The organism is Hoeflea sp. YIM 152468 (assembly GCF_029210485.1).
Classification (GTDB): domain Bacteria; phylum Pseudomonadota; class Alphaproteobacteria; order Rhizobiales; family Rhizobiaceae; genus Hoeflea.
Window position 1 is genome coordinate 281,263 of sequence record NZ_JARGET010000003.1, and the last position, 22,125, is coordinate 303,387.

Consider the following 22,125-nt stretch of genomic DNA (forward strand, 5'->3'; position numbering starts at 1 on the left):
CATGCAATTGGCCGCGGTCGGGTATATCCCCGATCGCGACCTGGCGACGGCGTTGTGGTTGATGGCAAGTCTCAAGCGGCCGTTGCTGCTCGAAGGCGAAGCCGGCGTCGGCAAGACCGAAGTGGCGCGGGCCCTGGCCCTTGCCCACGATACCAAACTGATCCGGCTGCAATGCTACGAGGGTCTCGACCAGAGCGCGGCCTTGTATGAATGGAACTATCAGCGTCAGTTGCTGGCCATCAAGGCGCGCGAAGGCACCGATGCGTCTGCGGTCGAAGAGCATATCTTCAGTGAGGCCTATCTGCTGGAGCGACCGTTGTTGGCCGCGATCCGGCAGGAGAAGCCCCCGGTTCTGCTGATCGACGAGGTCGATCGGGCCGACGAGGAGTTTGAGGCGTTTCTGCTCGAACTGCTTTCGGATTTCCAGGTTTCAATTCCGGAACTGGGAACCATCACAGCGACCAGCATCCCCCGCGTCATCCTGACCTCGAACGGCACCCGCGAACTCAGTGACGCCCTGCGCCGGCGCTGCCTCTATCATTATGTCGACTATCCCGATGTTGACCGCGAGGCCCGGATCATCCTGTCGCGCCTGCCCGGCATCGACACCGATCTGGCGTTGCAGATCGCCAATATGGTCAGCCTGATCCGCAAGGAAGACCTGCGCAAGACACCAGGCGTTGCCGAAACGCTCGACTGGGCGGCGACACTCGCCGGGCTGGAGATCCGCCATCTGCACGATGAACCGGAGGCGGTGCATGAGACGCTGATGTGCCTGATCAAGACGGTCGAGGACACATCCCGCATGACCCGTGAGGTCAGCGACCGTCTGCTTGGCAAGGTGGCCTGAGATGAGCGTCGCGCTGGCAACACAAAACCCGCTCGGCGCCGCTGCCAGAACGCAACTCAATGGCTTCGCTCAGATCTTGCGCGACAACGGATTTGTCGTCGGTCTGGCTGAAACCCGCGATGCCTTGATGATCCTCAGCAGCAAGAATGCTGCGCGGGCCTCGCGGCTGCGGGCAAGCCTGAAAACACTGTTCTGCAGCCGGCAATCAGACTGGCAGAAATTCGACGAGCTGTTCGATGCCTACTGGTTGAGCCACGGCATGAAATCTGCGACCCGCATCTCGGGGGCACCACAAAAATCGCCGACCGGCCTGCAAACTCAAGCAGCAGGCCGGCGCGGTTTCGGTGAAAGCGATCAGGCCGACCATGTCGAGCGCGGCGAAGGCAGCGAAGTCTCCGAGACCGGTCAGTCCAAGCGCGAAGGCGCCTCACGGACCGAGCTTCTGTCGACAACGGATTTCCGTCATCTTTCGCAACCGGAAGATCTGGCCGCTGCGCACGACCTCGCCGAGCGTCTTGCCAAGAGCATGCGCGCGCGGCTGACGCGCCGGATGCATGCGCGGCGCACCGGCCAGAGGCTCGATCTGCGGCGGACCATTCACAAGAGCATCGCCCAGGGCGGCACGCCGCTGCAACTGATCCAGCGCAAGCGCAAGGACAAGCCATTGCGGCTTGTGGTGCTGCTCGATGCATCGGGCTCGATGAACCTCTATTCGGCGGTGTTCCTGCGTTTCATGCACGGCGTTCTCGACAGTTTTCGCGAAGCCGAAGCCTTCGTCTTCCACACCCGCCTGATTCACATCTCGCCGGCGCTGAAGGAACGCAATCCGCAGCGGGCCATGGAGCGGATGTCGCTGCTGGCCCAGGGCACCGGCGGCGGAACCCGGATCGGCGCAAGCCTCGCCAGCTTCAATCGCTGGCATGCCAAGCGCTGCATTCATTCGCGCACCTGTGTGATGATCGTTTCGGATGGCTACGACACCGGGCCGGCAGAAAATCTGGGTGTCGAGATGCAGGCCTTGCGCCGCCGCTGCCGCCGCATTGCCTGGCTCAACCCGATGATCGGCTGGCACGGCTATGCCCCGGAGGCCGCTGGCATGAAGGCCGCCTTGCCCCATATCGATCTGTTCGCTCCAGCCCACAATCTGGAAAGCCTCAAAGCTCTTGAACCCTATCTGGCGAGGATATGACCATGCCACGGCAATCCGACATTCTGGATCTGATGAATGATTTCAAAACCAAGGGCGAGCCCTTCGCGCTGGCAACCGTCGTGCGCACGGTATCTGTCACTGCTGCAAAGGCCGGTGCCAAGGCGGTGATCCGCAGCGATGGCACCATCACCGAGGGCTGGATCGGTGGCGGCTGCGCCCGCGGCGCGGTGTTGAAGGCTGCACGCCAAGCGCTTGCCGACGGCCAGTCGCGGCTTGTCAGCATTCAGCCCGACGAGCAATTGTCCGAGCATCAGGTCAAGGCAGGCGAGGTGCGCGATGGCGTCGTCTATGCCAAAAACATGTGCCCGAGCCAGGGCACCATGGATGTGTTTGTCGAGCCGGTGCTGCCTAGACCACATCTTACGATTTGCGGCGCGTCGCCAGTCGCCGTTGCGCTTGCCGACCTCGGCCGGCGTATGGGGTTTTTCGTCACCATTTGTGCCCCGGAAGCCGACCATGCCAGCTTTGGCGAAACCGACCGCGTGATCGACGGATACGAGATTCCGGCGGACGGAAGCGAACGGGATTATGTGGTCATCGCCACCCAGGGCCGCGGCGACAGCATTGCGCTCATGGCGGCAGTACAGGTACCTTCGAAATATCTTGCCTTCGTCGGCTCGCGCAAAAAAATTGCCGCCCTGAAAGCCGAATTGAGCGGGTCCGGTGTATCATCGGTCCGACTTGAAGACATCCATGCTCCGGCGGGGCTCGATCTCGGCGCAATCACGCCCGACGAAATCGCGTTCTCGATTGTTGCTGAAATGATAGAAATTCGCCGCCGCGGCCAACGTACACTCTGACAAGGATACACCAATATGGAAATGAACGGATCACAGCGCATCGAAGCGCCGCGCGAGGAGGTCTATGCAGCCTTGAACGATGTCGATGTCCTGCGGCAGTGCATTCCCGGATGCCAGTCTATCGAAAAGACATCCGACACCGAGATGAACGCCAAGGTAACGCTGCGGATCGGTCCGGTGAAGGCGAGTTTTACCGGCAAGGTGACGCTGTCGGATCTCAATCCGCCGAACGGATACACGATCAGTGGTGAGGGATCGGGCGGCATGGCCGGCTTTGCCAAGGGCGGAGCCAAGGTGGATCTGGTTCCCGATGGCGAAGCAACCATCCTCAACTACGCCGTGAAGGCTGAAATCGGCGGCAAGATCGCCCAGCTTGGCAGTCGCCTGATCGATGGAACCGCAAAGAAACTGGCCGGTGATTTTTTTGCCAAGTTCAGCGAGATCGTCGGGCCGCAACCGCTCGTCGAAGACGCCGAGACCGAAGAGGCCGAGACCGAAGAAGCGGCCGTCAAGAAGGGATGGGTGGGCCGCTTGCGCGATTCGCTGTAACCTGCGCCGCGCCATTTCCGTTCCGGCATAACCAGCCCGGTGAAGCGGGCGTGATCAGAGTGGCGAGGATGATCTGATGTATAACACGGCGGCAATCGTCCTTGCAGCAGGCCTGTCACGCCGGATGGGGACCGTGAACAAGCTGCTTGTCGACATCCGCGGCACGCCGATGATCCGCGCGACAGTGTCTGCCTGTGCTGCGGTCTGCGATGCGCCGGTGACAGTGGTGACGGGTTATCAGGCCGCTGAGATCGAACAGGCGCTTGCGGGTCTGACCATCGAGTTGGTTCATAATCCGGAGTTTGCCTCGGGGCAGGCAAGCTCCGTGGTCAAGGGTTTGAACGCCGCGCCGGAGGCAAAGACAACACTTGTGGTTCTGGGCGATCAACCGCTTCTGGATGGCGGGGCATTGGAACGGCTTCTGCAGGCACATCGGGCCAGTGATCAGACACGCATCACCCTGCCGGTGAACGGAGATGATCGCGGCAATCCATTGGTGATCCCATTGGCGTTGAAGGCGGCTTTGCTGGCGGACAAGACCGATCCGGGATGCCGGAAATTCACGCGGGACAATCCCGGCATGGTCAACCCGGTGCCGTTTCAAGACCCCGCCTACTTCACCGATCTCGACACACCGGACGATCTCGAATTCTTTCAGACCGGACCACCACGGTGACTGTGGTAAGCCTCCGCAAGCTTCGGCAAAATTCGATTGCATCACGGCGCCAGGGCTTGCGGTGAAGGGATCGGGCGCAAGCAGCTTCAGATGATGGCCACTTCAACGATCGGAGCCAAATTCTGGCTCGCCTGCCTCCGCCTGAGACTGCGCAACCACGGTCCGGCTCCAATCGAGAACCCTGTCCAGAACCGGCGGCAGCGATACGGCGCAATTGTCCGCGAAGGCGTCCCATGCACCGCCATAGATCTGCTTGACCGCAGTCAAAACCGGAATGCCGAGCAGGAATGCCGTCTCCAGCACCGCGCGGAAGCCCTGCCCTTCAGATTCACTTTTCCCGAACCGATTGATCACCAGCAGATCGGGCCGGCTGTCCAGTCCCCCGAGAAATGGGCCGGAAATATCTGCAACGGCCGTTGGATCAAGCCGGCAGCCGCGCGCGTCCCTGCCCAGCGATTGCGATATGCGAAACTGCTGACCGCTGAGAATATCTTCCAGCAGCATCTCCGCATGGCCCGCGCCGGTCTGGCAGCCCTGCCGTTGAAGGAAACCCGCGACCAGCTTGCCCTCCTGCTGCAGGCTCCGGGCCACGGCTTCAAGCAGATAATCGGTGGGCGTGCCGTCTGCGATCCGTATGGCGGCAAGCCGCGGAATGGTGGTCCGGCTCATTCTGACCTCGCCTCCGCCCAGCCGGACCCGATGATCCGGTGCTGAAGACCGCTCGAGGCAGCCGGTATGGGCAACAGGACAAGCCAGGCCGCAGGCATCGCATCATGTGCGCGCGGCGACCTCTCGCGCCCCGCCATTGTTAGCTGAGGGTCAGCCATTCCGGGCCGCTCCTGTCGTCGATGAAATGGACGGGATTTCTTCACATCCGGGACCTTCATGGTTGGTGCCGCACCCGCAATCGAGATCGCGCAGCAAGCCGTCCTTCAAGCCGTAGACCCAGCCATGAATTGCCAGGGACTTGCCGCGCTTCCACGCAGAGCGCAGAATCGATGTTCGCGACAGACTCTCGACCTGGGCCTTGATCGTCAGCTCACACAGCAGATTTGAACGCGCCTCCGGATCGCTGATCCGCTCAAGCGCGACCGCGTGCTGGTCGGCCACATCACGCACCGGCTGCAGCCAGTGATCGATGATTCCGTGGCGATGCCCGTCCATCGCAGCGCGAATGCCGCCGCAGCCATAATGACCACAGACGATGATGTGCTTGACCTCAAGCGTTTCAACGGCGAATTCGAGGACCGACAACAGGTTGAGATCAGCGCGATGAACCAGATTGGCCACATTGCGGTGGACGAAGACCTCGCCCGGCTCGAGGCCGGTGATGACATTTGCAGGCACGCGGCTGTCGGAACAGCCGATCCACAGATACTCAGGGCTTTGAAGAGCGGAAAGCCGGTCGAAAAAATGCGGGTCTTCGCGCCGCTTCGCGTCTGCCCAGCGGAGGTTGTGCTTAAACAAGTCAGACAGCATTCATGTTCTCCTTGGGACAGACACGGAAACCCGAAGCCTGTAGCCGGCAACCTCCGGTCCGAGGCCACGCAACTGCAAGTCCGGATTGGCGCCATTGATCTGGGTCAAGTGCGGTGACACCATAGTGCGATACAAAACAGACATCAGCAATCGGTGGTTGGAATGTTCCTGATGTCAAGGCGACCCGGTGTGGCAAAAAGCACCCGCAACTGAAAAGGTCAAATCCAAACCCACACTTGATCAAGGCGAGCTATGCGTCCGTCCGATTTACCTCAAGTCCGCGCTTTGCGCCTGTTTGACAGCATGGAAGATGAGAGCTTTGCCGCGCTGATGCAGGCATCCTATTTGCAGACATTCCCGGCCCAGCTCGACCTCATCCACGAAGGCGAGCCGGCCGATTTCCTCTACGTCGTCATTGAGGGCTGTGTTGAACTCTATGCCAGTTCGAATGGGCGTGAGGCGACCATGGCCATGGTTCATCCTGTGGGAAGCTTCATCCTCGCCGCCGTGTTGAAGGATGTCGCGTACCTGATGTCGGCGCGAACCTGCGCCCGCTCCAAGCTGCTGCTGATTCCAGCACAAAATGTCCGGGACGCGCTTGGGAGCGACGATGGCTTTGCCCGGGCGATCGTGCAGGAACTTGCCGGCTGCTACCGTGGCGTGGTCAAGGAATACAAGAGCCTGAAGCTCAGAACTTCTGTCGAGCAGCTTGCCAACCGGCTGCTGCGCTACAACAAGGAACGCTGTGATGCACATGGTGCATTCGAGCTGCCCTATGACAAGAAAACCCTTGCCTCGCTCTTGGGCATGACTCCGGAAAACCTGTCCCGCTCCTTCAACACGCTCAAGCCTTATGGTGTCGAAGTCAACGGAGCCCAGATCAAATTGACGGATGTCAAAGCGCTCGAGGCCTTGGCAAAGCCGCATCCGCTGATTGACGAACGCGGGAACTGACGGCTCCGGACGGGATCGACACCGACACCGCCCGCCCGTGCCTATCGGCCAGGCAATGCCCATCGGGCCACGATTGCGATGATGAGCCAGACGCCTGTCCGCAGGGCCATGGCGCCAACTGTCCGCATGTCATAAAGGCCGCCCTGCAGCACGTGCACGGCGAAGGCACCGAACACAAGCGCCGTGGCGGCCACGATTGCGACAGATGTCCACAGTCCCCATCGCCGCCGGAACAACAGGCCGATCCCGGCGATGATATAGACAAGGCCTGCGGCAAAATTGAACCACACCACGAATGGCACCGCGTTGCCCACCGCCTCGCGCGCCGCTTCACGACCAAACAGGGCGTTTCCGCCGGAGATGATGGTCAGAAGGCCAAACGCCATACCGACGACTGCTGCCGTTGTGAGGCTCCATCGGGTGCCATTTTTCATGCCGCTCATAGCCCATTCCTCACCGTGAACGTGACTTGAGAAATCCGCGTTCAGGCGGCAGCGACCAAGGTGATCCCGCTGACTTCGGCGTCGCGCGCCAGCCTGGCGACGAAATCGCGACCGGCTTTTACCCATGCGGCTTTTTCCAGCATTTCGGCAATGCGCGGTGCCACCGCTTCAAACGGCAAAACCGCACCCTGGGCTCGTGCGTCAAGCCGCATGATGTGGAGACCATAACGGGTTGCAACCGGCTCCGGCGCGAGGCTGCCTTCATCCAGCGCATCCAGCACTGCCTCGAACTCCGGCACCGTGTCACCGCTGATCAACTGGCCAAGCCGCCCGCCATTGTCACGCGATGAGCAGGCGCTGTGTTCACGCGCCAAACCACCAAAGGCACGGGGATCGCGTTGCAATTGGGTCAGCACGGCACTTGCTGCCGCCCTGGCCTTGGCCAACGCGACCACGTCCCCCGGCTTGACCGGGAACAGGATATGCGCTGCTTCGTACAAGGTCGGCGCCCGCCAGCGGTCAGGGGCGGCATCATAGGCGGCACGGAGGCTTTGAGGGCTTGGTGCAGGCGGATCAAGAGCCACGTCCAGAACCTGCCGAACCAATGCCTCCTCATCGGTCTCGACCTTCCCTTCCGCCACTTGCTGCGGGTCGGGCTCAAATCCAAGCCGATTTGCCTCCTGCAAAACAAGCGTTCGGATGGCCAGGGCGCGGGCAGCGGCCATCCAGGCCATTCCCGGCTTGGATTTTGGCGCCGGGTGATTTTGCGCTTCCGAAGCGATCAGCTCTGCAGGTATTTTCTTACCGTTGACGGTGATGTCGGACAAAAGAGGTTTCATGGCTTTCACTCCGCCGGTTGACTTGCATTGCGCTTCCTGGTGCGCACGATCTGGTAACCGGGACGCCAGAGATAGCGCACCGGGACCGACAGCATGTGCACAAGCCGCGTGAAGGGGAAAAGAATGAAAATCACCAGCCCGAGCAGGATGTGCAGCTTGTAGATCCAGTGCACATCAGCGACGATGTGCCAGGCATCCTTGCGCAGGGTGAAGATCGCCCGTGCCCAATCCATGAACTTGACCATTTCGCCGCCGTCCAGATGCTGGATCGACACCAGAATGGTCCCCATGCCGACGACAATCTGAACAAACAGCAGCACCAGGATTCCGGTGTCGGCGAATGTCGAGCTCGCCCGCACCCGCGGATTGAACAGCCGCCGGTGCAACAGCATCGCCCCGCCGATGATTGCCATCGCGCCGGCAATGCCGCCAACCACGATCGCCATCAACTGCTTGAACGCGTAGCTGATATGCAGTGCATGAAACAGCTCGACCGGCGTCAACATGCCTATCAAATGGCCGAAGAACACAATCAAGATGCCGACATGGAACAAGATCGAGCCCCAGATGAGCTGCTTGCGACCCAACAGTTGCGAAGAACCGGATTTCCAGGTGAAGGGGTCGCGTTCATAGCGCGCGATCGAGCCGACAACCAGCACTGTCAACGCCACGTACGGAAGAACTCCGAAGATGAAATAGCTCATAACGATTGTCCTTTCAGGTTATGCACTGGCGGGACGCAGCGGTGCATCGATCTTGGCGAGGATGTCGCGCGAGATCGGACAACCGGCGTTGGGGTCGGGGGCGAAGGTCACCTGCGCCTCCTCCCAGACCGCATCAAGGGCAGCCAGATCCTCCGGATCGTCATCGCTTTCCGCCAGCAGCGCCGCTGCCACCTCGGTGTCGCTGGCCGCCTGACCGAGATCGGCGAGGGCTGCCAGAACGGCGGCATAGGGCGTTTCCCGCCGGGCCAGACGCTCGGCAAGAACAGCCAGGATCGGTCCTGCATCGGCGAGAAGGCCGCGCGCGTCAGTCAATGCCTGCGTCGAGAGAAACTCCAGCAGCACCGGAAGGTGGTCGGGCAGTTCCGGCCCAACGAGATCGAAGCCGCCGGCACGGTAGGTCTCCAGCAGATCGACCATCGCCCCGCCCCGGTCGCGGCTTTCGCCGTGAATGTGTTCGAACAGGTTCAGCGACAGGGTCCGAGAGCGGTCGAACAGCAAAACGTATGCTTCCTGCAGGTCATAAATGTCCGATGTTTCCATCCGCTCCAGCAGGGGCTGCACTGCAGCTATCTGCGCTGGTGTAAGGACGGCCTCGCCAGCCAGAACTGTGCGGATTTCAGGAATGGCAGCCTGCAGGTCAATTTGGGGATAACACAGAAGCGCCGACAGCGCGTTGAACGTACGGATCATGTCCAGCCCTCCGCGGGAGTGATGTGCTTGCGACCGCCAAACAGCTTGCCGGTCGATACGCCCGAGGAACAGCCGTTGCCATCGGTAAAGCCGCAGCCCGATCGCAGATCATAGGCATCCTCGACCATTTCCCGGTGGGTGGTGGGGATGACGAAGCGATCCTCGTAATTGGCGATCGCCATGATCTGGTACATCTCGTCGATCTGCTGAGGGGTCAGGCCAACGCGCTGGGCCACGCCGAGATTGATGACGCCATCCACGGTTTTCGAGCGCATATAGGAACGCATTGCCAGCATGCGTTCGAGCGCCGAGACCACCGGAGCCTCGTCTCCTGCTGTCAGCATATTGGCGAGATACTTCACCGGAATTCGCAGTGACTTGACGTCCGGCATCTCGCCATCGGTGCCGATCTGACCGGCTTCGGCGGCGTTCTGGATCGGACTCAACGGAGGGACATACCAGACCATCGGCAGGGTGCGGAATTCGGGGTGCAGCGGGAAAGCGATCTTCCACTCCATCGCCATCTTCCAGATCGGTGACCGCCGGGCCGATTCAATCCAGTCCTCCGGCACGCCCTCGGCGCGCGCCGCAGCGATGACGTCCGGATCGCTCGGATCGAGAAACACGCCAAGTTGGGCGTCGTAAAGGTCCTGGTCGTTTTCGACCGACGCCGCCTCGGCAATCTTGTCGGCATCGTAGAGCATGACGCCGATATAGCGAATGCGGCCGACACAGGTTTCCGAACAGACTGTTGGCTGACCCGATTCCAGACGCGGATAGCACAGCGTGCATTTTTCCGATTTTCCGGTCGACCAGTTGTAATAGATCTTCTTGTAGGGACAGGCAGACACGCACATCCGCCAGCCGCGGCATTTCTCCTGGTCAATCAGGACCACACCATCGTCTTCACGCTTGTAGATCGCGCCCGACGGACAGGCCGAGGCACAGGTCGGGTTGAGACAGTGCTCGCACAGCCGTGGCAGATACATCATGAAGGTGTTTTCGTACTGGCCGTAGATTTCCTTCTGGATGCCCTCGAAATTGGCGTCCTTCGACCGTTTGGAGAATTCGCCGCCGAGGATTTCCTCCCAGTTCGGCCCCCATTCGATCTTTTCCATGCGCGCGCCGCTAAGCTTGGAGCGAGGCCGCGCCGTCGGAAACGCCTCCATCTCCGGCGCCGACTTGAGGTGATCGTAGTCAAAGTCGAACGGTTCGTAGTAGTCGTCGATTTCCGGAAGATCCGGGTTGGCGAAGATGTTGGCGAGGATGCGCCACTTGGCGCCCTGCTTGGGCCGCAGCTTGCCGGCCTTTGACCGTTCCCAGCCGCCGTTCCAGCGTTTCTGGTTTTCCCAGTCCTTGGGATAGCCGATGCCTGGCTTGGTTTCGACATTGTTGAACCAGGCGTATTCGACGCCGTCGCGGCTGGTCCAGACGTTCTTGCAGGTCACCGAACAGGTGTGACAGCCGATGCATTTGTCGAGATTGAGCACCATGCCTATTTGTGCGCGTACCTTCATTCTGCTGCCTCCTTGGTTGATGCCGGAGTGTCGAGCCAGTCGACCTTGTCCATCTTGCGCACAATCACGAACTCGTCGCGGTTCGAGCCGACGGTGCCGTAATAGTTGAAGCCGTAGCTCAACTGCGCGTAACCGCCGATCATGTGAGTGGGTTTGAGAACCGTGCGGGTGACCGAATTGTGGATGCCGCCGCGCTTGCCGGTAATCTGGCTGCCCGGGGTGTTCACGATCTTTTCCTGGGCGTGGTACATGAACAGCGTACCCTCCTTGATCCGCTGGCTGACAACGACACGCGCGGTGAGAACCCCGTTTGAGTTGAAGACCTCGACCCAGTCATTGTCCGCAAGCCCCGCTTTCTGGGCATCGACCTCGGACATCCAGACCACCGGGCCGCCACGGTTGAGCGTCAGCATCAGCAGGTTGTCGGAATAGGTCGAGTGAATGCCCCATTTCTGGTGCGGGGTGATGAAGTTCAGCACCACATGTTTGTCGCCGCCGGTCTGCACCATCGCCGGCGCGATGGTCTTCAGATCGACCGGTGGACGCCAGGTGACGAAGCCTTCGCCAAAGGCGCGCATCCATTCGTGGTCCTGATAAAGCTGCTGGCGGCCCGACAGGGTGCGCCACGGGATCAACTCATGCACATTGGTATAGCCGGCGTTGTAGCTGACCTCCTCGCTCTCGATTCCCGACCAGGTCGGGGAGGAAATGATCTTGCGCGGTTGCGCCGCGATGTCGCGGAAGCGGATCTTTTCATCCTGCTTGGCCGCGGCCAGATGCGCGTGTTCGCGCCCGGTGATCTTTTCGAGTGCATTCCAGGCCTTGACGGCAACGTCACCGTTGGTTTCCGGCGCCAGCATCAGGATCACCTCGCAGGCATCGATCGCCGTGTCGATCCTGGCCATGCCCTGGGTCACACCTTCATCGCTGACCTGGCCATTGAGGTCCTGGAGGTGGTGCACTTCCACCTTGGTGTCCCAGGCGATGCCCTTGCCACCATTGCCGACCTTCTCCATCAAAGGACCAAGCGCAGTGAAGCGTTTGTAGAGATTGGGGTAGTCCCGCTCGACCGCAATGTAATTCGGTGCGGTCTGTCCCGGGATCAGTTCGCATTCTCCGGCTTTCCAGTCGGCGACGAAAGGCTGGGCCAGCTCGCCGGGACTGTCGTGCTGCATCGGCAGCGACACGACATCATCTTCTACGCCGAGCACTTCGGGTGCGACCTCGGAGAACTTCTTGGCAATCGCCTTGAAAATTTCCCAGTCCGACTTGCTCTCATAGGCCGGATCCACCGCTGCCTGCAGCGGGTGAATGAACGGGTGCATGTCGGATGTGTTCAGGTCGTCCTTCTCGTACCAGCTGGCTGTCGGCAACACGATGTCGGAATAGACGCAGGTGGTCGACATGCGGAAATCCAGCGTCACAAGAAGATCGAGTTTGCCTTCCGGCGCGGTGTCGTGCCACTTGGCCTCAACCGGCTTGATCCGCCCTTCCTCGCCCAGATCCTTGCCGAGCATGCCGTGATCGGTGCCCAGCAGGTGGCGCAGGAAGTATTCATGCCCCTTGCCCGATGATCCGAGCAGATTGGAGCGCCAGACGAACAGATTGCGCGGCCAGTTTTCCGGCGCATCAGGGTCTTCGCAGGACATTTCCAGCGTTCCCGATTTCAAGCCTTCCGCCACGAATTCGGCTGCCGTCTTGCCGGCGGCCTTGGCTGCACGCCCGACGTCCAGCGGATTGGTCTTGAGCTGTGGCGCTGACGGCAGCCAGCCCATGCGTTCAGCCTGGATGTTGTAATCGATCAGGCTGCGTTCGGCCCAATTGCCGGCGGGCGCCGTCGGCGAGACGATCTCGCCGGCCGTCACTGTTTCGTAACGCCACTGGTCGGTGTGCGCATACCAGGCCGAGGTCGAGTTCATATGACGGGGTGGACGCGCCCAGTCGAGCGCGAAGGCCAGTGCTGTCCAGCCGGTCTGCGGACGCAGCTTTTCCTGGCCGACATAATGCGACCAGCCGCCGCCTGACTGCCCGACGCAACCGCACATCACCAGCATGTTGATGATGCCGCGATAGGCCATGTCCATGTGATACCAGTGGTTCAGACCGGCGCCGAGAATGACCATCGACTTGCCGTTGGTTTTCTCCGCATTGGTGGCAAATTCGCGCGCCACGGCGATGATCCGGTCCGCCTTGACCCCGGTTATCTTTTCCGCCCAGGCCGGCGTGAACGGCACGTCGGCGTCATAGGAGCTGGCAACATTGTCGCCGCCAAGACCGCGATCAAGGCTGTAATTGGCGCAGAACAGATCGAACACGGTCGTTACCAGTGCGTCCCCGTCCTTGAGCTTGAGCCGGCGAACGGGAATGCTGCGGGTCAGCACATCCGGGTGGTCGCACCTGGTGAAATGCTCGGTCGCTGCTCCACCGAAATAGGGGAAGTCGACGCCGACCACATCATCGTGATCCTCATCGAGGATCAGCGTGGAGGACAGTTCGATTGCCTGTTCGCCTGCCCTCTCCTCGAGGTTCCAGTACCCGTTTTCGCCCCAGCGGAAGCCGATGGAGCCATTGGGCGCGACGATATCACCGGTCTTGCTGTCGATGCCGACCGTTTTCCAGTCCGGATTGTTGGCTTCGCCCAGGCCGTCGGTGAAATCAGCTGCACGCAGCATCCGGCCCGGAACATAACGGCCGTCCTTTTCATCCAGCCGTACCAGCAGCGGAAAATCGGAGTATTTGCGGGTGTAGTCTTCGAAATACGGCACCTGCCGGTCGAGATGATACTCGCGCAGGATGACATGGCCGAACGCCAGCGCCAGCGCCGCATCGGTGCCCGCTTGCGGATTGAGCCAGATGTCGCCGAATTTTGCCGCTTCGGAATAATCCGGGCTGACGACGGCCGATTTGGCGCCGCGATAGCGGGCTTCGGTATAGAAATGGGCATCCGGCGTGCGGGTCTGCGGCACGTTCGATCCCCACAGGATCATGAAGCTGGAATTGTACCAATCGGCACTTTCGGGCACATCGGTCTGCTCGCCCCAGGTCTGCGGGCTGGCCGGCGGCAGATCGCAATACCAGTCATAAAACGACATGCAGGTCCCGCCCATCAGGCTGAGGTAGCGCGAGCCGGCGGCATAGCTGACCATCGACATGGCCGGAATGGGCGAAAAGCCGAAGACCCGGTCGGGGCCATAGGTTTTGGTCGTGTAGGCATTCGCTGCCGCAATGATCTCGGTCACCTCTTCCCAGTCGGCACGCACGAAGCCGCCTTTGCCGCGGGTCTTGGTGTAGCTGTCGCGCTTGGCCGGATCAGCCTGGATCGCTTTCCAGGCCGCCACCGGGGTCATGGTCTTGCGCATTTCGCGCCACAGACGCATCAACCGCCCGCGCACCAGAGGTGTCTTCACCCGGTTGGCCGAATAGAGGTACCAGCTGTAACTGGCGCCGCGGGCGCAGCCACGCGGCTCGTGATTGGGCATGTCGGGCCGGGTGCGCGGATAATCGGTCTGCTGCGTTTCCCAGGTGACAATGCCCGACTTGACGTAGATCTTCCATGAACACGACCCGGTGCAGTTCACCCCGTGGGTCGAGCGCACGATCTTGTCGTGGCGCCAGCGGTTGCGGTAAACCTCCTCCCAATCGCGGCTCTCGATGGTGGTTTGACCGTGCCCGTCGGCGAAGGTGTCCTGACGGGTGGATTTGAGAAAATTCAATCGGTCGAGAAGATGGCTCATCTTGCTCTCCTTTCAGGTCAGACTGTTGGGACGGCGGGCGCGGCACCACCGACCCGTTCGGTTGCGGCCAGAAGGCCTTCCGGACGGGTGTAGTAGAACCAGGTCAGCACGACACAGATCACGTAGAAGCCGAGAAACCCCCAGAGTGCAGCCACCGGGCCGCCGGTCATGGCGATGGAGGTGCCGTAGGCCTTGGGGATGAAAAAGGCGCCGTAAGCGGCGATGGCGGAGGTGAAGGCGATGATTGCCGCACTTTCGCGTTCGGCCTGCTTGCGCAACGAGTCGCCCGCCAGGTCCGGCATCAACCGCGGGATCTCCCGCGCCATGATCGCCGGGATCATCTGGAAGGTCGATGCGTTGCCGACACCGGTGAGAAAGAACAGCGCCATGAACGAGGCGAAGAAACCCCAGAATGCGCCGGGCTGCTCCTTGATGCCGAGGAAGAAAATCACCCCGAAAACCGCGGCAATCATCCCCAGGAAGGTCCAGAAGGTGACGCGCCCGCCGCCGAACCTGTCGGAAATCCAGCCGGTGCCGGCACGGGACAGGGCGCCCACCAGCGGACCAAGGAAAACGAACTGCAAGGCGTTGACTTGAGGGAACTGAAGTTTGGTCAGCAGCGGGAAACCGGCGGAGTAGCCGATGAAGCTGCCGAAGGTGCCGGTGTAGAGAATGCACATGATCCAGTTGTGCTTGCGGCTGAAGATGATCGCCTGCTCCTTGAAGCTGGATCTGGCGTCGGCAATGTCATTCATTCCCAGCCAGGCAGCGATTGTTGCCGCAATGATGAACGGGACCCAGATGAAACCTGCGTTCTGCATCCACAATTGACCGCCGTCCGACATCGTCTGGGGCTGGCCACCAAGCGCGCCGAAGACACCGGCGGTGATGACAAGCGGCACCAGAAACTGCATGACGGAGACTCCGAGATTGCCAAGACCCGCATTCAGCGCCAGCGCGTTGCCCTTTTCCGCCTTCGGATAGAAGAAGGCGATGTTGGCCATCGAGGAGGCGAAGTTACCACCGCCGAAGCCGCACAGCAGCGCCAGAACCAGAAAGATCAGATAGGGCGTGTCCGGACTTTGCACGGCATAGCCGATGCCCATGGCGGGCAGCAGCAGCGAGGCAGTTGAGAGTGTCGTCCACAGTCTTCCACCGAAAATCGGGACCATGAAGCTGTAGAAGATCCGCATGGTTGCCCCCGACAGGCCGGGAAGTGCGGCAAGCCAGAACAATTGACCCGAGGTGAAATCAAACCCGATCGCGGGAAGACGCGCGACCACGACCGACCACACCATCCAGACCGAGAAGGCCAAAAGCAGTGCCGGGATCGAGATCCAGAGATTGCGGCGGGCGATACGGCGGCCTTTGTTCTCCCAGAAGCGCGGGTCCTCGGGGCTCCACTCGTCCAGCGTGTGCGCAGTCTGCGCGGCGTCAGAGACCGGCATCCCCAGCATTTCCGGGAGTTGCGGCAGTTGACTCAGGACCTCGCCCTGCATCGTCCGCTCCATCACCCGGATCGCCATGTGCATCCACAGCAGCGAAACGCTGACCAGCAGGAACAGCAACGCGAATGCCGATGTATAGATGCCAGTCAGGTCCAGCGCTGCGCCGAATATGATCGGCAGGATGAACCCGCCAAGGCCGCCGATCATGCCCACCAGCCCGCCGACAGCACCGACATGCGTGGGGTAATAGACCGGAATGTGCTTGAACACCGCCGCCTTGCCGAGGCTCATGAAGAACCCGAGCGCGAACAGGATGAAAACGAAAGGCCAGAAGTCGAGCTTGGTGGAAAAAGCGATCGGGCCGTCCTTGCCCTGGATCACATAGTCTGTCGCCGGATAGGACAGCATAAACAGCAACAGGGCGGAAAAACCGAGGCTCCAATACATCACCGCCCGGGCGCCGAAGCGGTCCGAGAGCGCGCCGCCATAGGCCCGGAACAAGGACCCCGAAAGCCCGAATGCCGCGACCGCCATGCCGGCCATGCGGATGTCGACACCGTAGACTTCTGTCAGGTAATGCGGCGTCCAGAGGGCTATGGCGACAAAGCCGCCAAAGACGAAGAAGTAGTAGAGCGAGAAACGCCAGACCTGCAGATTCTTCAGGGGGGCGAACTGTTCGGTCAGCGAGGGCGGGCGGTCGCCACTCTTGCGGCGGGCGACCAGTTCCGGATCGTCCTTGGCAAGCAGGTAAAATGCCACGGCCGTCAGCGCAAGGGCAGCCGCCCAGACATGGGCGACCCCGTGCCAGCCGTAGGAGACCATCACGAAGGGTGCGACGAATGTGGTGACTGCCGAGCCTACATTGCCTGCACCGAAAATGCCCAGTGCCGTTCCCTGCTTGCCCTGGTCGTACCAGCGAGAGACATAGGCGACGCCGATAATGAACGACCCGCCGGCAAGACCTATGCCGAGCGCGGCAACAAGATACATGGTGTAGGACGAGGCCCAGGTCAGCATCCACGTGGCGGCGGCTGTCAGCAGCATCTGGAGGGTAAAGACATTGCGCCCGCCGTACTTCTCCGTCCAGACACCGAGGATCAGCCGTGTCAGCGATCCGGTGAGAATGGGGGTCGCAACGAGCAGGCCGAACTGGAACTCGCTCAAGCCCAGTTCAGACTTTATCTCCACGCCGATGATGGAAAAAATGGTCCAGACCGCGAAACAGGCAGTAAACGCGATCGTGCTCAGTGAAAGCGCCCGTGTGCGCTCTGTTTGCGAGACCTGTCCCCTATCGAGCATTCTCTTTCTCCGTTTGCAGCTCGGGGTGACCCCGCGCGTTCAAACGGAATTTGCCCAAGCCACGAGACGGCGACTTGACACAGATCAAGATGGCAGGCGCGCACGACCGCAAATCTCATGATCGGAGAAAGAAACAAATGGGCATGCAATATTTTTCGAATTGAGACCGCTCGCACAGCCGGAACGAACTGGATTCAAATCAAATCATGTCTTGATTATTATCAATTCGATCCTGAAGGCGCCGGGATGGGCCTGCGGGTCGCTGCTGCCGGGCCAGGTGCGGGGAGCCCGGCCGGCACCATGCCTGCCGCGTTCAAACGGATTCATTTGAACGATGACGTAGATGCCTTGATTCAAACAGATACGGCGTTCCTTGCGCATCCAGCAGGATGGGCGGCGCCGCAGGTCGATGCGGGCCGACAGGCTCCGCAGACACGCCACTCGCTGATCGGACCGGTCCGATCAGCGAGCGTGCATTTCACAGCCAAGGCAATGCTCAATACATGAGATTGGGCAACCACATGCTGAACATCGGCACATAGGAGAGAATGATCAGAGCCACCACCATCAGCAGGATGGTCGGAATGGCTGCCCGGAAAATCTCGAACAATGTCATCCTGGCGACCCCCATCGCCACGAACAGGTTCAACCCCACCGGTGGCGTCAGCATCCCGACAGAGAGGTTGACCAGCATGATGATGCCGAAATGGATCGGATCAACGCCAACCTGTGCTGCGATCGGCTGCATCAACGGGCCCAGGATGATGATCGCCGAGGCGCTGTCGAGAAAGCAGCCCGCGAGCAACAGAATCAGGTTGAACAGCGCGATCACAATCACCGGGTTCTCAGTCCCCGACAGGATATAGGTCGCCAGTTGCGATGGCGCACCGGTGCTGGCAAGAAGCCAGGAGAACGCCGACGCCCCGGCAGTGATCAGCAAGAGCGGTCCTGAAATCAGTCCGGTGTTGCGCAGCACAATCAGCATGCCCTTGAACGAGATGGTGCGGTAGACCACCACACCGACAAACCAGCCGTAAAGGCAAGCTGTCGCGGCTGATTCCGTCGGGGTGAACACCCCGGTGTAAATGCCTCCGAGCAAGATGACCGGCAAGCCCAACCCCCAGGCGGCCCGCTTGAACGCAGCAATCAGGTTTCTGGCAGTCGGGAATTCATCCCGCGGGTAGCCTTTGCGGATCGAATAGGCCGAGGCATAGAGGATCAGAATTCCGCCGATCAGCATGGCGGGCAGCAGACCGGCGGCAAAGAGCTTGCCCACCGACGTTCCGGTCACCGAGCCATAGATGATCAGTGCAATCGAAGGCGGCACAATCGGACCCAACGTGCCCGCTGTTGTAATCAAGCCAATTGAGAAATATTTGTCATACCCCGCCGACACCATCGCCGGATACATGATCGCACCAATGGCAATCACCGTTGCCGGGCTTGATCCGGATATCGATCCGAACATCAGGCAGGCGACGACAGCCGCTGCCGCCAAGCCGCCGGGCAGCCAGCCGATCAGGGCGCGAGCCAGACCGATGAGCCGGTCCGACAGTCCACCGATGCGCATCAGCTCGGCGGCAAGAATGAAGAACGGGATCGACATGAGCGAAAAGTTGTTCATGCCGGAGAACATCCGCATCGGCACGACAACCGGGTCGATTCCACTCCAGAAGTAGAAAACCAGGCCTACGGAAAGGGCGAGCGCTGCAAAGATCGGCAACCCGAAAAGCAACAGGCCAAAAAAGGCCGGAACAAGTGCTGATAACATGATGGCGCCTTCAGCTTGTTTTCACGTCGACCTGCGGCGCGATGTATTCACGCCCGGTCAGAAGAAATTGAATGACCAACAGGTACCGCAGCACCATAAAGCTGCCTGAAAGCGGAATGATCATGTAGATATAACCAACCGGCACGCGCATGGCGGGCGAAAGCTGTCCCATACGCGACGTGTTGATCGACAAGGTGGTGCCGTAGTAAATCAACGCGCCAGCAAAGATCAGACCGAGGCTGGCTGCCCCGATCTGAAGTGCGCGGGTCATGCGGGGGCTGGCAATCGCATAGACTGCCTCGACGCTGATATGGGAGGCATAACGAACCCCCATGCCCATGGTCAGAAAACTCATGGCGATCAGCGAATAAAGGATGAGTTCCTCCGACCAGTACAGCGAGTTGTTGAACACATAGCGTGCGATAACCTGCACGATGGCAACAACCGTTGCGGTCAGAATGAGCAAGGTGACAGAGACATTCTCGACCCAGTCAACAATGCGGTTCAGTCCTTCGATCATCGGCCAGCCCCCTGCACTTGGATTAACCCTTGGAGGCGGCGAGCGCCTTGTCCATCAGTTCAGGCGAGACCTTCGGACGGAACTCGTCGTAGATCGGCTTGGATGCCTCTACGAACGCAGCGCGAGCTTCGGGAGACAGTTCCTGAATCTCGATCTGGTCCTTGATCGCGTCGAGAATGCGCGCTTCGTCCTCAAGCGTGTATTCGCGCGCGGCATCGCGGCCCACGATCATCGCTTCCTCGACCACCGTCTGCAGGTCTTCCGGCAGGCTTTCCCAAGCCTGCTTGTTCATGATTGCTGCATAGGTGTGATAGGCGTGCCCCGTCAGCGTCATGTATTTCTGTACTTCATAAAAGCGCATCGAGTCGATGTTGGCCAGAGGATTTTCCTGTCCTTCAACAACACCTTGCTGCAGGCCGTTGTAGACTTCAACATAAGCCATTGCGGTCGGGTTGGCGCCATAGGCACGATAGGTCGACAGGATGGTCGGTGCCTGCAGTGTGCGCATCTTGATGCCGTTGAGGTCGTCCGGACCATTGATGGGACGGACGTTGTTGGTCATGTGACGGAAGCCTGCGCCCCACATGGCGATGCCGTGGAGGTTGTTGGAGCCAAGAGTACCAAGCAACTCGGTGCCGACTTCGCCGTCGAGAACGCGCTTCATTGCCTCATTGTCGCTCAGCAGGAACGGCAGATCGAACAGGTACATTTTCTCATTGAAGTTGGCGAGGTTGCCAGTCGGCGGGATCGAGATGTGCACGAGGCCCATCTGCGTCTGTTCAATGATTTCCACATCACCACCCAGTTGGGCGGCAGGGCGGATGTTGATTTCGATGCGGCCGTCCGATTTGGCTTCGACTTCTTCCTTGAAACGCACGGCTGCGCGGGCGTTCGGCGTGTCTTCGGTCAGCACGTGAGCGAAGGTGAATGTGAAGTCAGCGGCGTAAGCTGCGCCGCTGAGGCTGAATGTCAGCGCGGTGGCCAAAGTCAGGCCAAGTTTTTTAATAGACATGGTATCTCCTGTTGGTAGTGGTGAAGTCAGGTTGCGGAAGAAAGGAGCGGGGGCCGACCCAGTAGGTCAGGCGCGCGGCCAACAGCGGCTTCGACACCCAGGGCCATCGCCAGAAGACGTGTTTCCTGCATCGGCGGTGCAATCAGCTGCAAGCCGGATGGAATGCCGTTGCCGTCAAGTCCCGAAGGCAGTGTCAGCGCGCTCCAGCCGAACAGATTGGCGATTGCTGTGTTGCGCAGCGTCAGCATGTTGGCTGTGCGATAGGCGGCGTCATCCGCCACTTCGGACAGCAGCGGTGCGCTGATCGCCACGGTTGGCGAGACCAGCACATCGCACTGGTCAAAGACCGACAAAGCGTCCCGCCCCGAATTCGCCAGGACATCGCGTCGGCGCAGGTATTCGGTTGACGAGATTTGATCCGCCGCTTCGACCCGGGCCCGGACCATCGGATCGAGCCGCGCGATACGCTCGGGGCAATTGCTGTTCATGAAGCTGCGCAGTTCGGACGCTGCAAGTCCGCCCTGACGGAAGATCTCCAATACCGCGTCCACACCAGGCAGAGTGACCCTGGAGACAAGCGCGCCCTTGCGCTCAAGTGTGCTCAGCGCCGCTTCCGTGTTGGCGGCGATGGCGGGATCAATCTCGTCCCAGACAACATTCTGGATAACCCCAATGCGCAATCCGGCGAGGTCTTGCGGCGCGATCTGCCCCCGCTCTTGGCCATCAAGCGCCGCAAAGGCATAGGCCAGATCTTCGACAGTGCGGCACAGCAACCCGGGGGTATCAAGCGAAGGTGACAGCGGTACAATGCCGGTCGAGGACCAGCGGCCATGGGTTGTTTTGAGAGCGCACTGACCGGTCAAGGCTGCCGGAATGCGCACGGAGCCCGCCGTGTCGGTTCCCAACGCGACCAGAGCCGATCCCTGAGCCAGGGATACGCCGGCACCCGAACTGGAGCCACCGGCGGCGCGTGGCGCGCCCTTGGCGGACCACGGATTGACCGGCGCACCCCAATGGGGGTTGGTGCCGAGTCCGCCAAAGGCAAATTCAACCGTGTGGGTCTTGCCCGTGATGATGCCCAGTTGCGCGATGACCGACTGCACCAGCGGACCAGCGGTTTGCCAACTCTCGTCAAATGCAGTGTCGGTGCCTGCAAACACCGGCATGCGGGGGACGCCGAAGAGATCCTTGACCGAGACCGGAATGCCCATCAGCGGTCCGAGATCATGCCCGGCGCTCAGGAACACATCGACGGCCTCGGCCTGTTTTGCAGCTTGCGGGCCGGCCCAGTGCTTATAGGCATGAACACTGGATTCAGATGATTCGAAGCGCTCAATGGCCTGCGCGATGAGCTCAGAGGCCGAAGCCTTTTGGAGCCGCAGTCTGTGGGCGATGTGGGCAAGAGATTGATAGTTCAAATCGTCACCTTCTCATTCTGTAGTGGGCAAACCTTATGAGCAGCTTCAAAAAACACCAGCGCAGAAATGCGGGTGCCCAACGATCGGATTCTGACGCCGGCGGAGGGGTGTTCCTACATCATCTTGTTTTTATTTCATTTAATCAAATTGCCGAGATGGCAAACGACCATCGTGTTGCCGAATCGGCAAAG

The 22,125-nt window shown here is 60.4% G+C and carries 20 protein-coding genes; 7 read left to right on the plus strand and 13 right to left on the minus strand.

Going from position 1 to position 22,125, the window contains the following annotated elements; all coding sequences use genetic code 11:
* The first annotated feature begins 1 nt into the window (after window position 1).
* The 5 genes from PZ897_RS01630 to PZ897_RS01650 all read left to right on the plus strand — a co-directional run bounded on the left by PZ897_RS01630 (window position 2) and on the right by PZ897_RS01650 (window position 4,085).
* Window positions 2-850 carry a MoxR family ATPase gene (locus tag PZ897_RS01630; protein WP_275749319.1) on the plus strand — a complete coding sequence of 283 codons (849 nt, stop codon included), beginning with the start codon at window positions 2-4 and terminating at the stop codon, window positions 848-850.
* 1 nt (window position 851) lies between these two features.
* Window positions 852-2,039 carry a VWA domain-containing protein gene (locus tag PZ897_RS01635; protein WP_275749225.1) on the plus strand — a complete coding sequence of 396 codons (1,188 nt, stop codon included), beginning with the start codon at window positions 852-854 and terminating at the stop codon, window positions 2,037-2,039.
* 32 nt (window positions 2,040-2,071) lie between these two features.
* Window positions 2,072-2,860, plus strand: a complete 789-nt coding sequence (locus PZ897_RS01640; protein WP_275749320.1) for an XdhC/CoxI family protein — start codon at window positions 2,072-2,074, stop codon at window positions 2,858-2,860.
* A 15-nt stretch (window positions 2,861-2,875) separates the two neighbouring features.
* A complete protein-coding gene (locus PZ897_RS01645) occupies window positions 2,876-3,409 on the plus strand; it encodes a carbon monoxide dehydrogenase subunit G (RefSeq protein ID WP_275749226.1) in 534 nt (177 codons plus the stop codon).
* Between the two features lie 76 nt (window positions 3,410-3,485).
* A complete protein-coding gene (locus PZ897_RS01650) occupies window positions 3,486-4,085 on the plus strand; it encodes a nucleotidyltransferase family protein (RefSeq protein WP_275749228.1) in 600 nt (199 codons plus the stop codon).
* A 102-nt stretch (window positions 4,086-4,187) separates the two neighbouring features.
* On the opposite strand, the gene PZ897_RS01655 is transcribed toward PZ897_RS01650, so the two are convergent.
* Window positions 4,188-4,754 carry a DUF2478 domain-containing protein gene (locus PZ897_RS01655; RefSeq protein WP_275749229.1) on the minus strand — a complete coding sequence of 189 codons (567 nt, stop codon included), beginning with the start codon at window positions 4,752-4,754 and terminating at the stop codon, window positions 4,188-4,190.
* 150 nt (window positions 4,755-4,904) lie between these two features.
* Complete coding sequence (gene can, locus PZ897_RS01660) at window positions 4,905-5,564, minus strand: carbonate dehydratase (protein ID WP_275749231.1); 660 nt, start codon at window positions 5,562-5,564, stop codon at window positions 4,905-4,907.
* Window positions 5,565-5,816: 252 nt separating this feature from the next.
* On the opposite strand from can, the gene PZ897_RS01665 reads away from it, so the two are divergent.
* The gene (locus PZ897_RS01665) at window positions 5,817-6,518 is read left to right on the plus strand and encodes a cyclic nucleotide-binding domain-containing protein (RefSeq protein ID WP_275749233.1); all 702 of its coding nucleotides are present in this window, start codon (window positions 5,817-5,819) and stop codon (window positions 6,516-6,518) included.
* A 41-nt stretch (window positions 6,519-6,559) separates the two neighbouring features.
* Here PZ897_RS01665 and PZ897_RS01670 read toward each other — a convergent pair whose 3' ends face one another.
* The 7 genes from PZ897_RS01670 to PZ897_RS01700 are packed head-to-tail and all read right to left on the minus strand — an operon-like array spanning window position 6,560 to window position 17,213.
* The gene (locus tag PZ897_RS01670) at window positions 6,560-6,961 is read right to left on the minus strand and encodes a hypothetical protein (RefSeq protein ID WP_275749234.1); all 402 of its coding nucleotides are present in this window, start codon (window positions 6,959-6,961) and stop codon (window positions 6,560-6,562) included.
* Between the two features lie 41 nt (window positions 6,962-7,002).
* On the minus strand, window positions 7,003-7,800 hold the full coding sequence (locus tag PZ897_RS01675) for a peptidylprolyl isomerase (protein WP_275749235.1): 798 nt from the start codon (window positions 7,798-7,800) through the stop codon (window positions 7,003-7,005).
* 5 nt (window positions 7,801-7,805) lie between these two features.
* Window positions 7,806-8,504: a respiratory nitrate reductase subunit gamma gene (gene narI, locus PZ897_RS01680; RefSeq protein WP_275749236.1), complete on the minus strand. Its 699-nt coding sequence runs from the start codon at window positions 8,502-8,504 to the stop codon at window positions 7,806-7,808.
* 18 nt (window positions 8,505-8,522) lie between these two features.
* Window positions 8,523-9,215 (minus strand): nitrate reductase molybdenum cofactor assembly chaperone, encoded by a 693-nt coding sequence (narJ, locus tag PZ897_RS01685; RefSeq protein WP_275749238.1) that lies wholly within the window; start codon window positions 9,213-9,215, stop codon window positions 8,523-8,525.
* Window positions 9,212-10,732: a nitrate reductase subunit beta gene (narH, locus tag PZ897_RS01690; RefSeq protein ID WP_275749240.1), complete on the minus strand. Its 1,521-nt coding sequence runs from the start codon at window positions 10,730-10,732 to the stop codon at window positions 9,212-9,214. Before narH ends, narJ begins: the two co-directional genes overlap by 4 nt.
* A complete protein-coding gene (locus PZ897_RS01695) occupies window positions 10,729-14,466 on the minus strand; it encodes a nitrate reductase subunit alpha (protein WP_275749242.1) in 3,738 nt (1,245 codons plus the stop codon). The genes narH and PZ897_RS01695 overlap by 4 nt, the downstream gene beginning before the upstream one ends.
* A gap of 17 nt (window positions 14,467-14,483) precedes the next feature.
* On the minus strand, window positions 14,484-17,213 hold the full coding sequence (locus PZ897_RS01700; RefSeq protein ID WP_275749244.1) for an MFS transporter: 2,730 nt from the start codon (window positions 17,211-17,213) through the stop codon (window positions 14,484-14,486).
* A gap of 117 nt (window positions 17,214-17,330) precedes the next feature.
* Between PZ897_RS01700 and PZ897_RS01705 the strand changes: the two genes are divergently transcribed.
* Window positions 17,331-17,720 (plus strand): hypothetical protein, encoded by a 390-nt coding sequence (locus PZ897_RS01705; protein ID WP_275749245.1) that lies wholly within the window; start codon window positions 17,331-17,333, stop codon window positions 17,718-17,720.
* On the opposite strand, the gene PZ897_RS01710 is transcribed toward PZ897_RS01705, so the two are convergent.
* Genes PZ897_RS01710 through PZ897_RS01725 form a run of 4 tightly spaced genes read right to left on the minus strand, consistent with a single transcriptional unit; the run spans window position 17,710 to window position 21,934 of the window.
* Window positions 17,710-18,984, minus strand: a complete 1,275-nt coding sequence (locus PZ897_RS01710) for a TRAP transporter large permease (RefSeq protein WP_275749247.1) — start codon at window positions 18,982-18,984, stop codon at window positions 17,710-17,712. The genes PZ897_RS01705 and PZ897_RS01710 overlap by 11 nt on opposite strands.
* A gap of 10 nt (window positions 18,985-18,994) precedes the next feature.
* Entirely contained in the window at window positions 18,995-19,504 is a 510-nt protein-coding gene (locus tag PZ897_RS01715) for a TRAP transporter small permease (protein ID WP_275749248.1), read from the minus strand.
* Between the two features lie 22 nt (window positions 19,505-19,526).
* Window positions 19,527-20,516: a TRAP transporter substrate-binding protein gene (locus PZ897_RS01720; protein ID WP_275749249.1), complete on the minus strand. Its 990-nt coding sequence runs from the start codon at window positions 20,514-20,516 to the stop codon at window positions 19,527-19,529.
* Between the two features lie 26 nt (window positions 20,517-20,542).
* Window positions 20,543-21,934: an amidase gene (locus tag PZ897_RS01725; RefSeq protein WP_275749250.1), complete on the minus strand. Its 1,392-nt coding sequence runs from the start codon at window positions 21,932-21,934 to the stop codon at window positions 20,543-20,545.
* Between the last annotated feature and the right edge of the window lie 191 nt (window positions 21,935-22,125).

Excerpts from the sequence above, each read along its gene's own strand:
- PZ897_RS01630 (WP_275749319.1), top strand. The coding sequence starts at position 2 with ATGCAATTGGCCGCGGTCGGGTATATCCCCGATCGCGACCTGGCGACG.
- PZ897_RS01635 (WP_275749225.1), top strand. The coding sequence starts at position 852 with ATGAGCGTCGCGCTGGCAACACAAAACCCGCTCGGCGCCGCTGCCAGA.
- PZ897_RS01640 (WP_275749320.1), top strand. The coding sequence starts at position 2,072 with ATGAATGATTTCAAAACCAAGGGCGAGCCCTTCGCGCTGGCAACCGTC.
- PZ897_RS01645 (WP_275749226.1), top strand. The coding sequence starts at position 2,876 with ATGGAAATGAACGGATCACAGCGCATCGAAGCGCCGCGCGAGGAGGTC.
- PZ897_RS01650 (WP_275749228.1), top strand. The coding sequence starts at position 3,486 with ATGTATAACACGGCGGCAATCGTCCTTGCAGCAGGCCTGTCACGCCGG.
- PZ897_RS01655 (WP_275749229.1), bottom strand. The coding sequence starts at position 4,754 with ATGAGCCGGACCACCATTCCGCGGCTTGCCGCCATACGGATCGCAGAC.
- can (WP_275749231.1), bottom strand. The coding sequence starts at position 5,564 with ATGCTGTCTGACTTGTTTAAGCACAACCTCCGCTGGGCAGACGCGAAG.
- PZ897_RS01665 (WP_275749233.1), top strand. The coding sequence starts at position 5,817 with ATGCGTCCGTCCGATTTACCTCAAGTCCGCGCTTTGCGCCTGTTTGAC.
- PZ897_RS01670 (WP_275749234.1), bottom strand. The coding sequence starts at position 6,961 with ATGAGCGGCATGAAAAATGGCACCCGATGGAGCCTCACAACGGCAGCA.
- PZ897_RS01675 (WP_275749235.1), bottom strand. The coding sequence starts at position 7,800 with ATGAAACCTCTTTTGTCCGACATCACCGTCAACGGTAAGAAAATACCT.
- narI (WP_275749236.1), bottom strand. The coding sequence starts at position 8,504 with ATGAGCTATTTCATCTTCGGAGTTCTTCCGTACGTGGCGTTGACAGTG.
- narJ (WP_275749238.1), bottom strand. The coding sequence starts at position 9,215 with ATGATCCGTACGTTCAACGCGCTGTCGGCGCTTCTGTGTTATCCCCAA.
- narH (WP_275749240.1), bottom strand. The coding sequence starts at position 10,732 with ATGAAGGTACGCGCACAAATAGGCATGGTGCTCAATCTCGACAAATGC.
- PZ897_RS01695 (WP_275749242.1), bottom strand. The coding sequence starts at position 14,466 with ATGAGCCATCTTCTCGACCGATTGAATTTTCTCAAATCCACCCGTCAG.
- PZ897_RS01700 (WP_275749244.1), bottom strand. The coding sequence starts at position 17,213 with ATGCTCGATAGGGGACAGGTCTCGCAAACAGAGCGCACACGGGCGCTT.
- PZ897_RS01705 (WP_275749245.1), top strand. The coding sequence starts at position 17,331 with ATGATCGGAGAAAGAAACAAATGGGCATGCAATATTTTTCGAATTGAG.
- PZ897_RS01710 (WP_275749247.1), bottom strand. The coding sequence starts at position 18,984 with ATGTTATCAGCACTTGTTCCGGCCTTTTTTGGCCTGTTGCTTTTCGGG.
- PZ897_RS01715 (WP_275749248.1), bottom strand. The coding sequence starts at position 19,504 with ATGATCGAAGGACTGAACCGCATTGTTGACTGGGTCGAGAATGTCTCT.
- PZ897_RS01720 (WP_275749249.1), bottom strand. The coding sequence starts at position 20,516 with ATGTCTATTAAAAAACTTGGCCTGACTTTGGCCACCGCGCTGACATTC.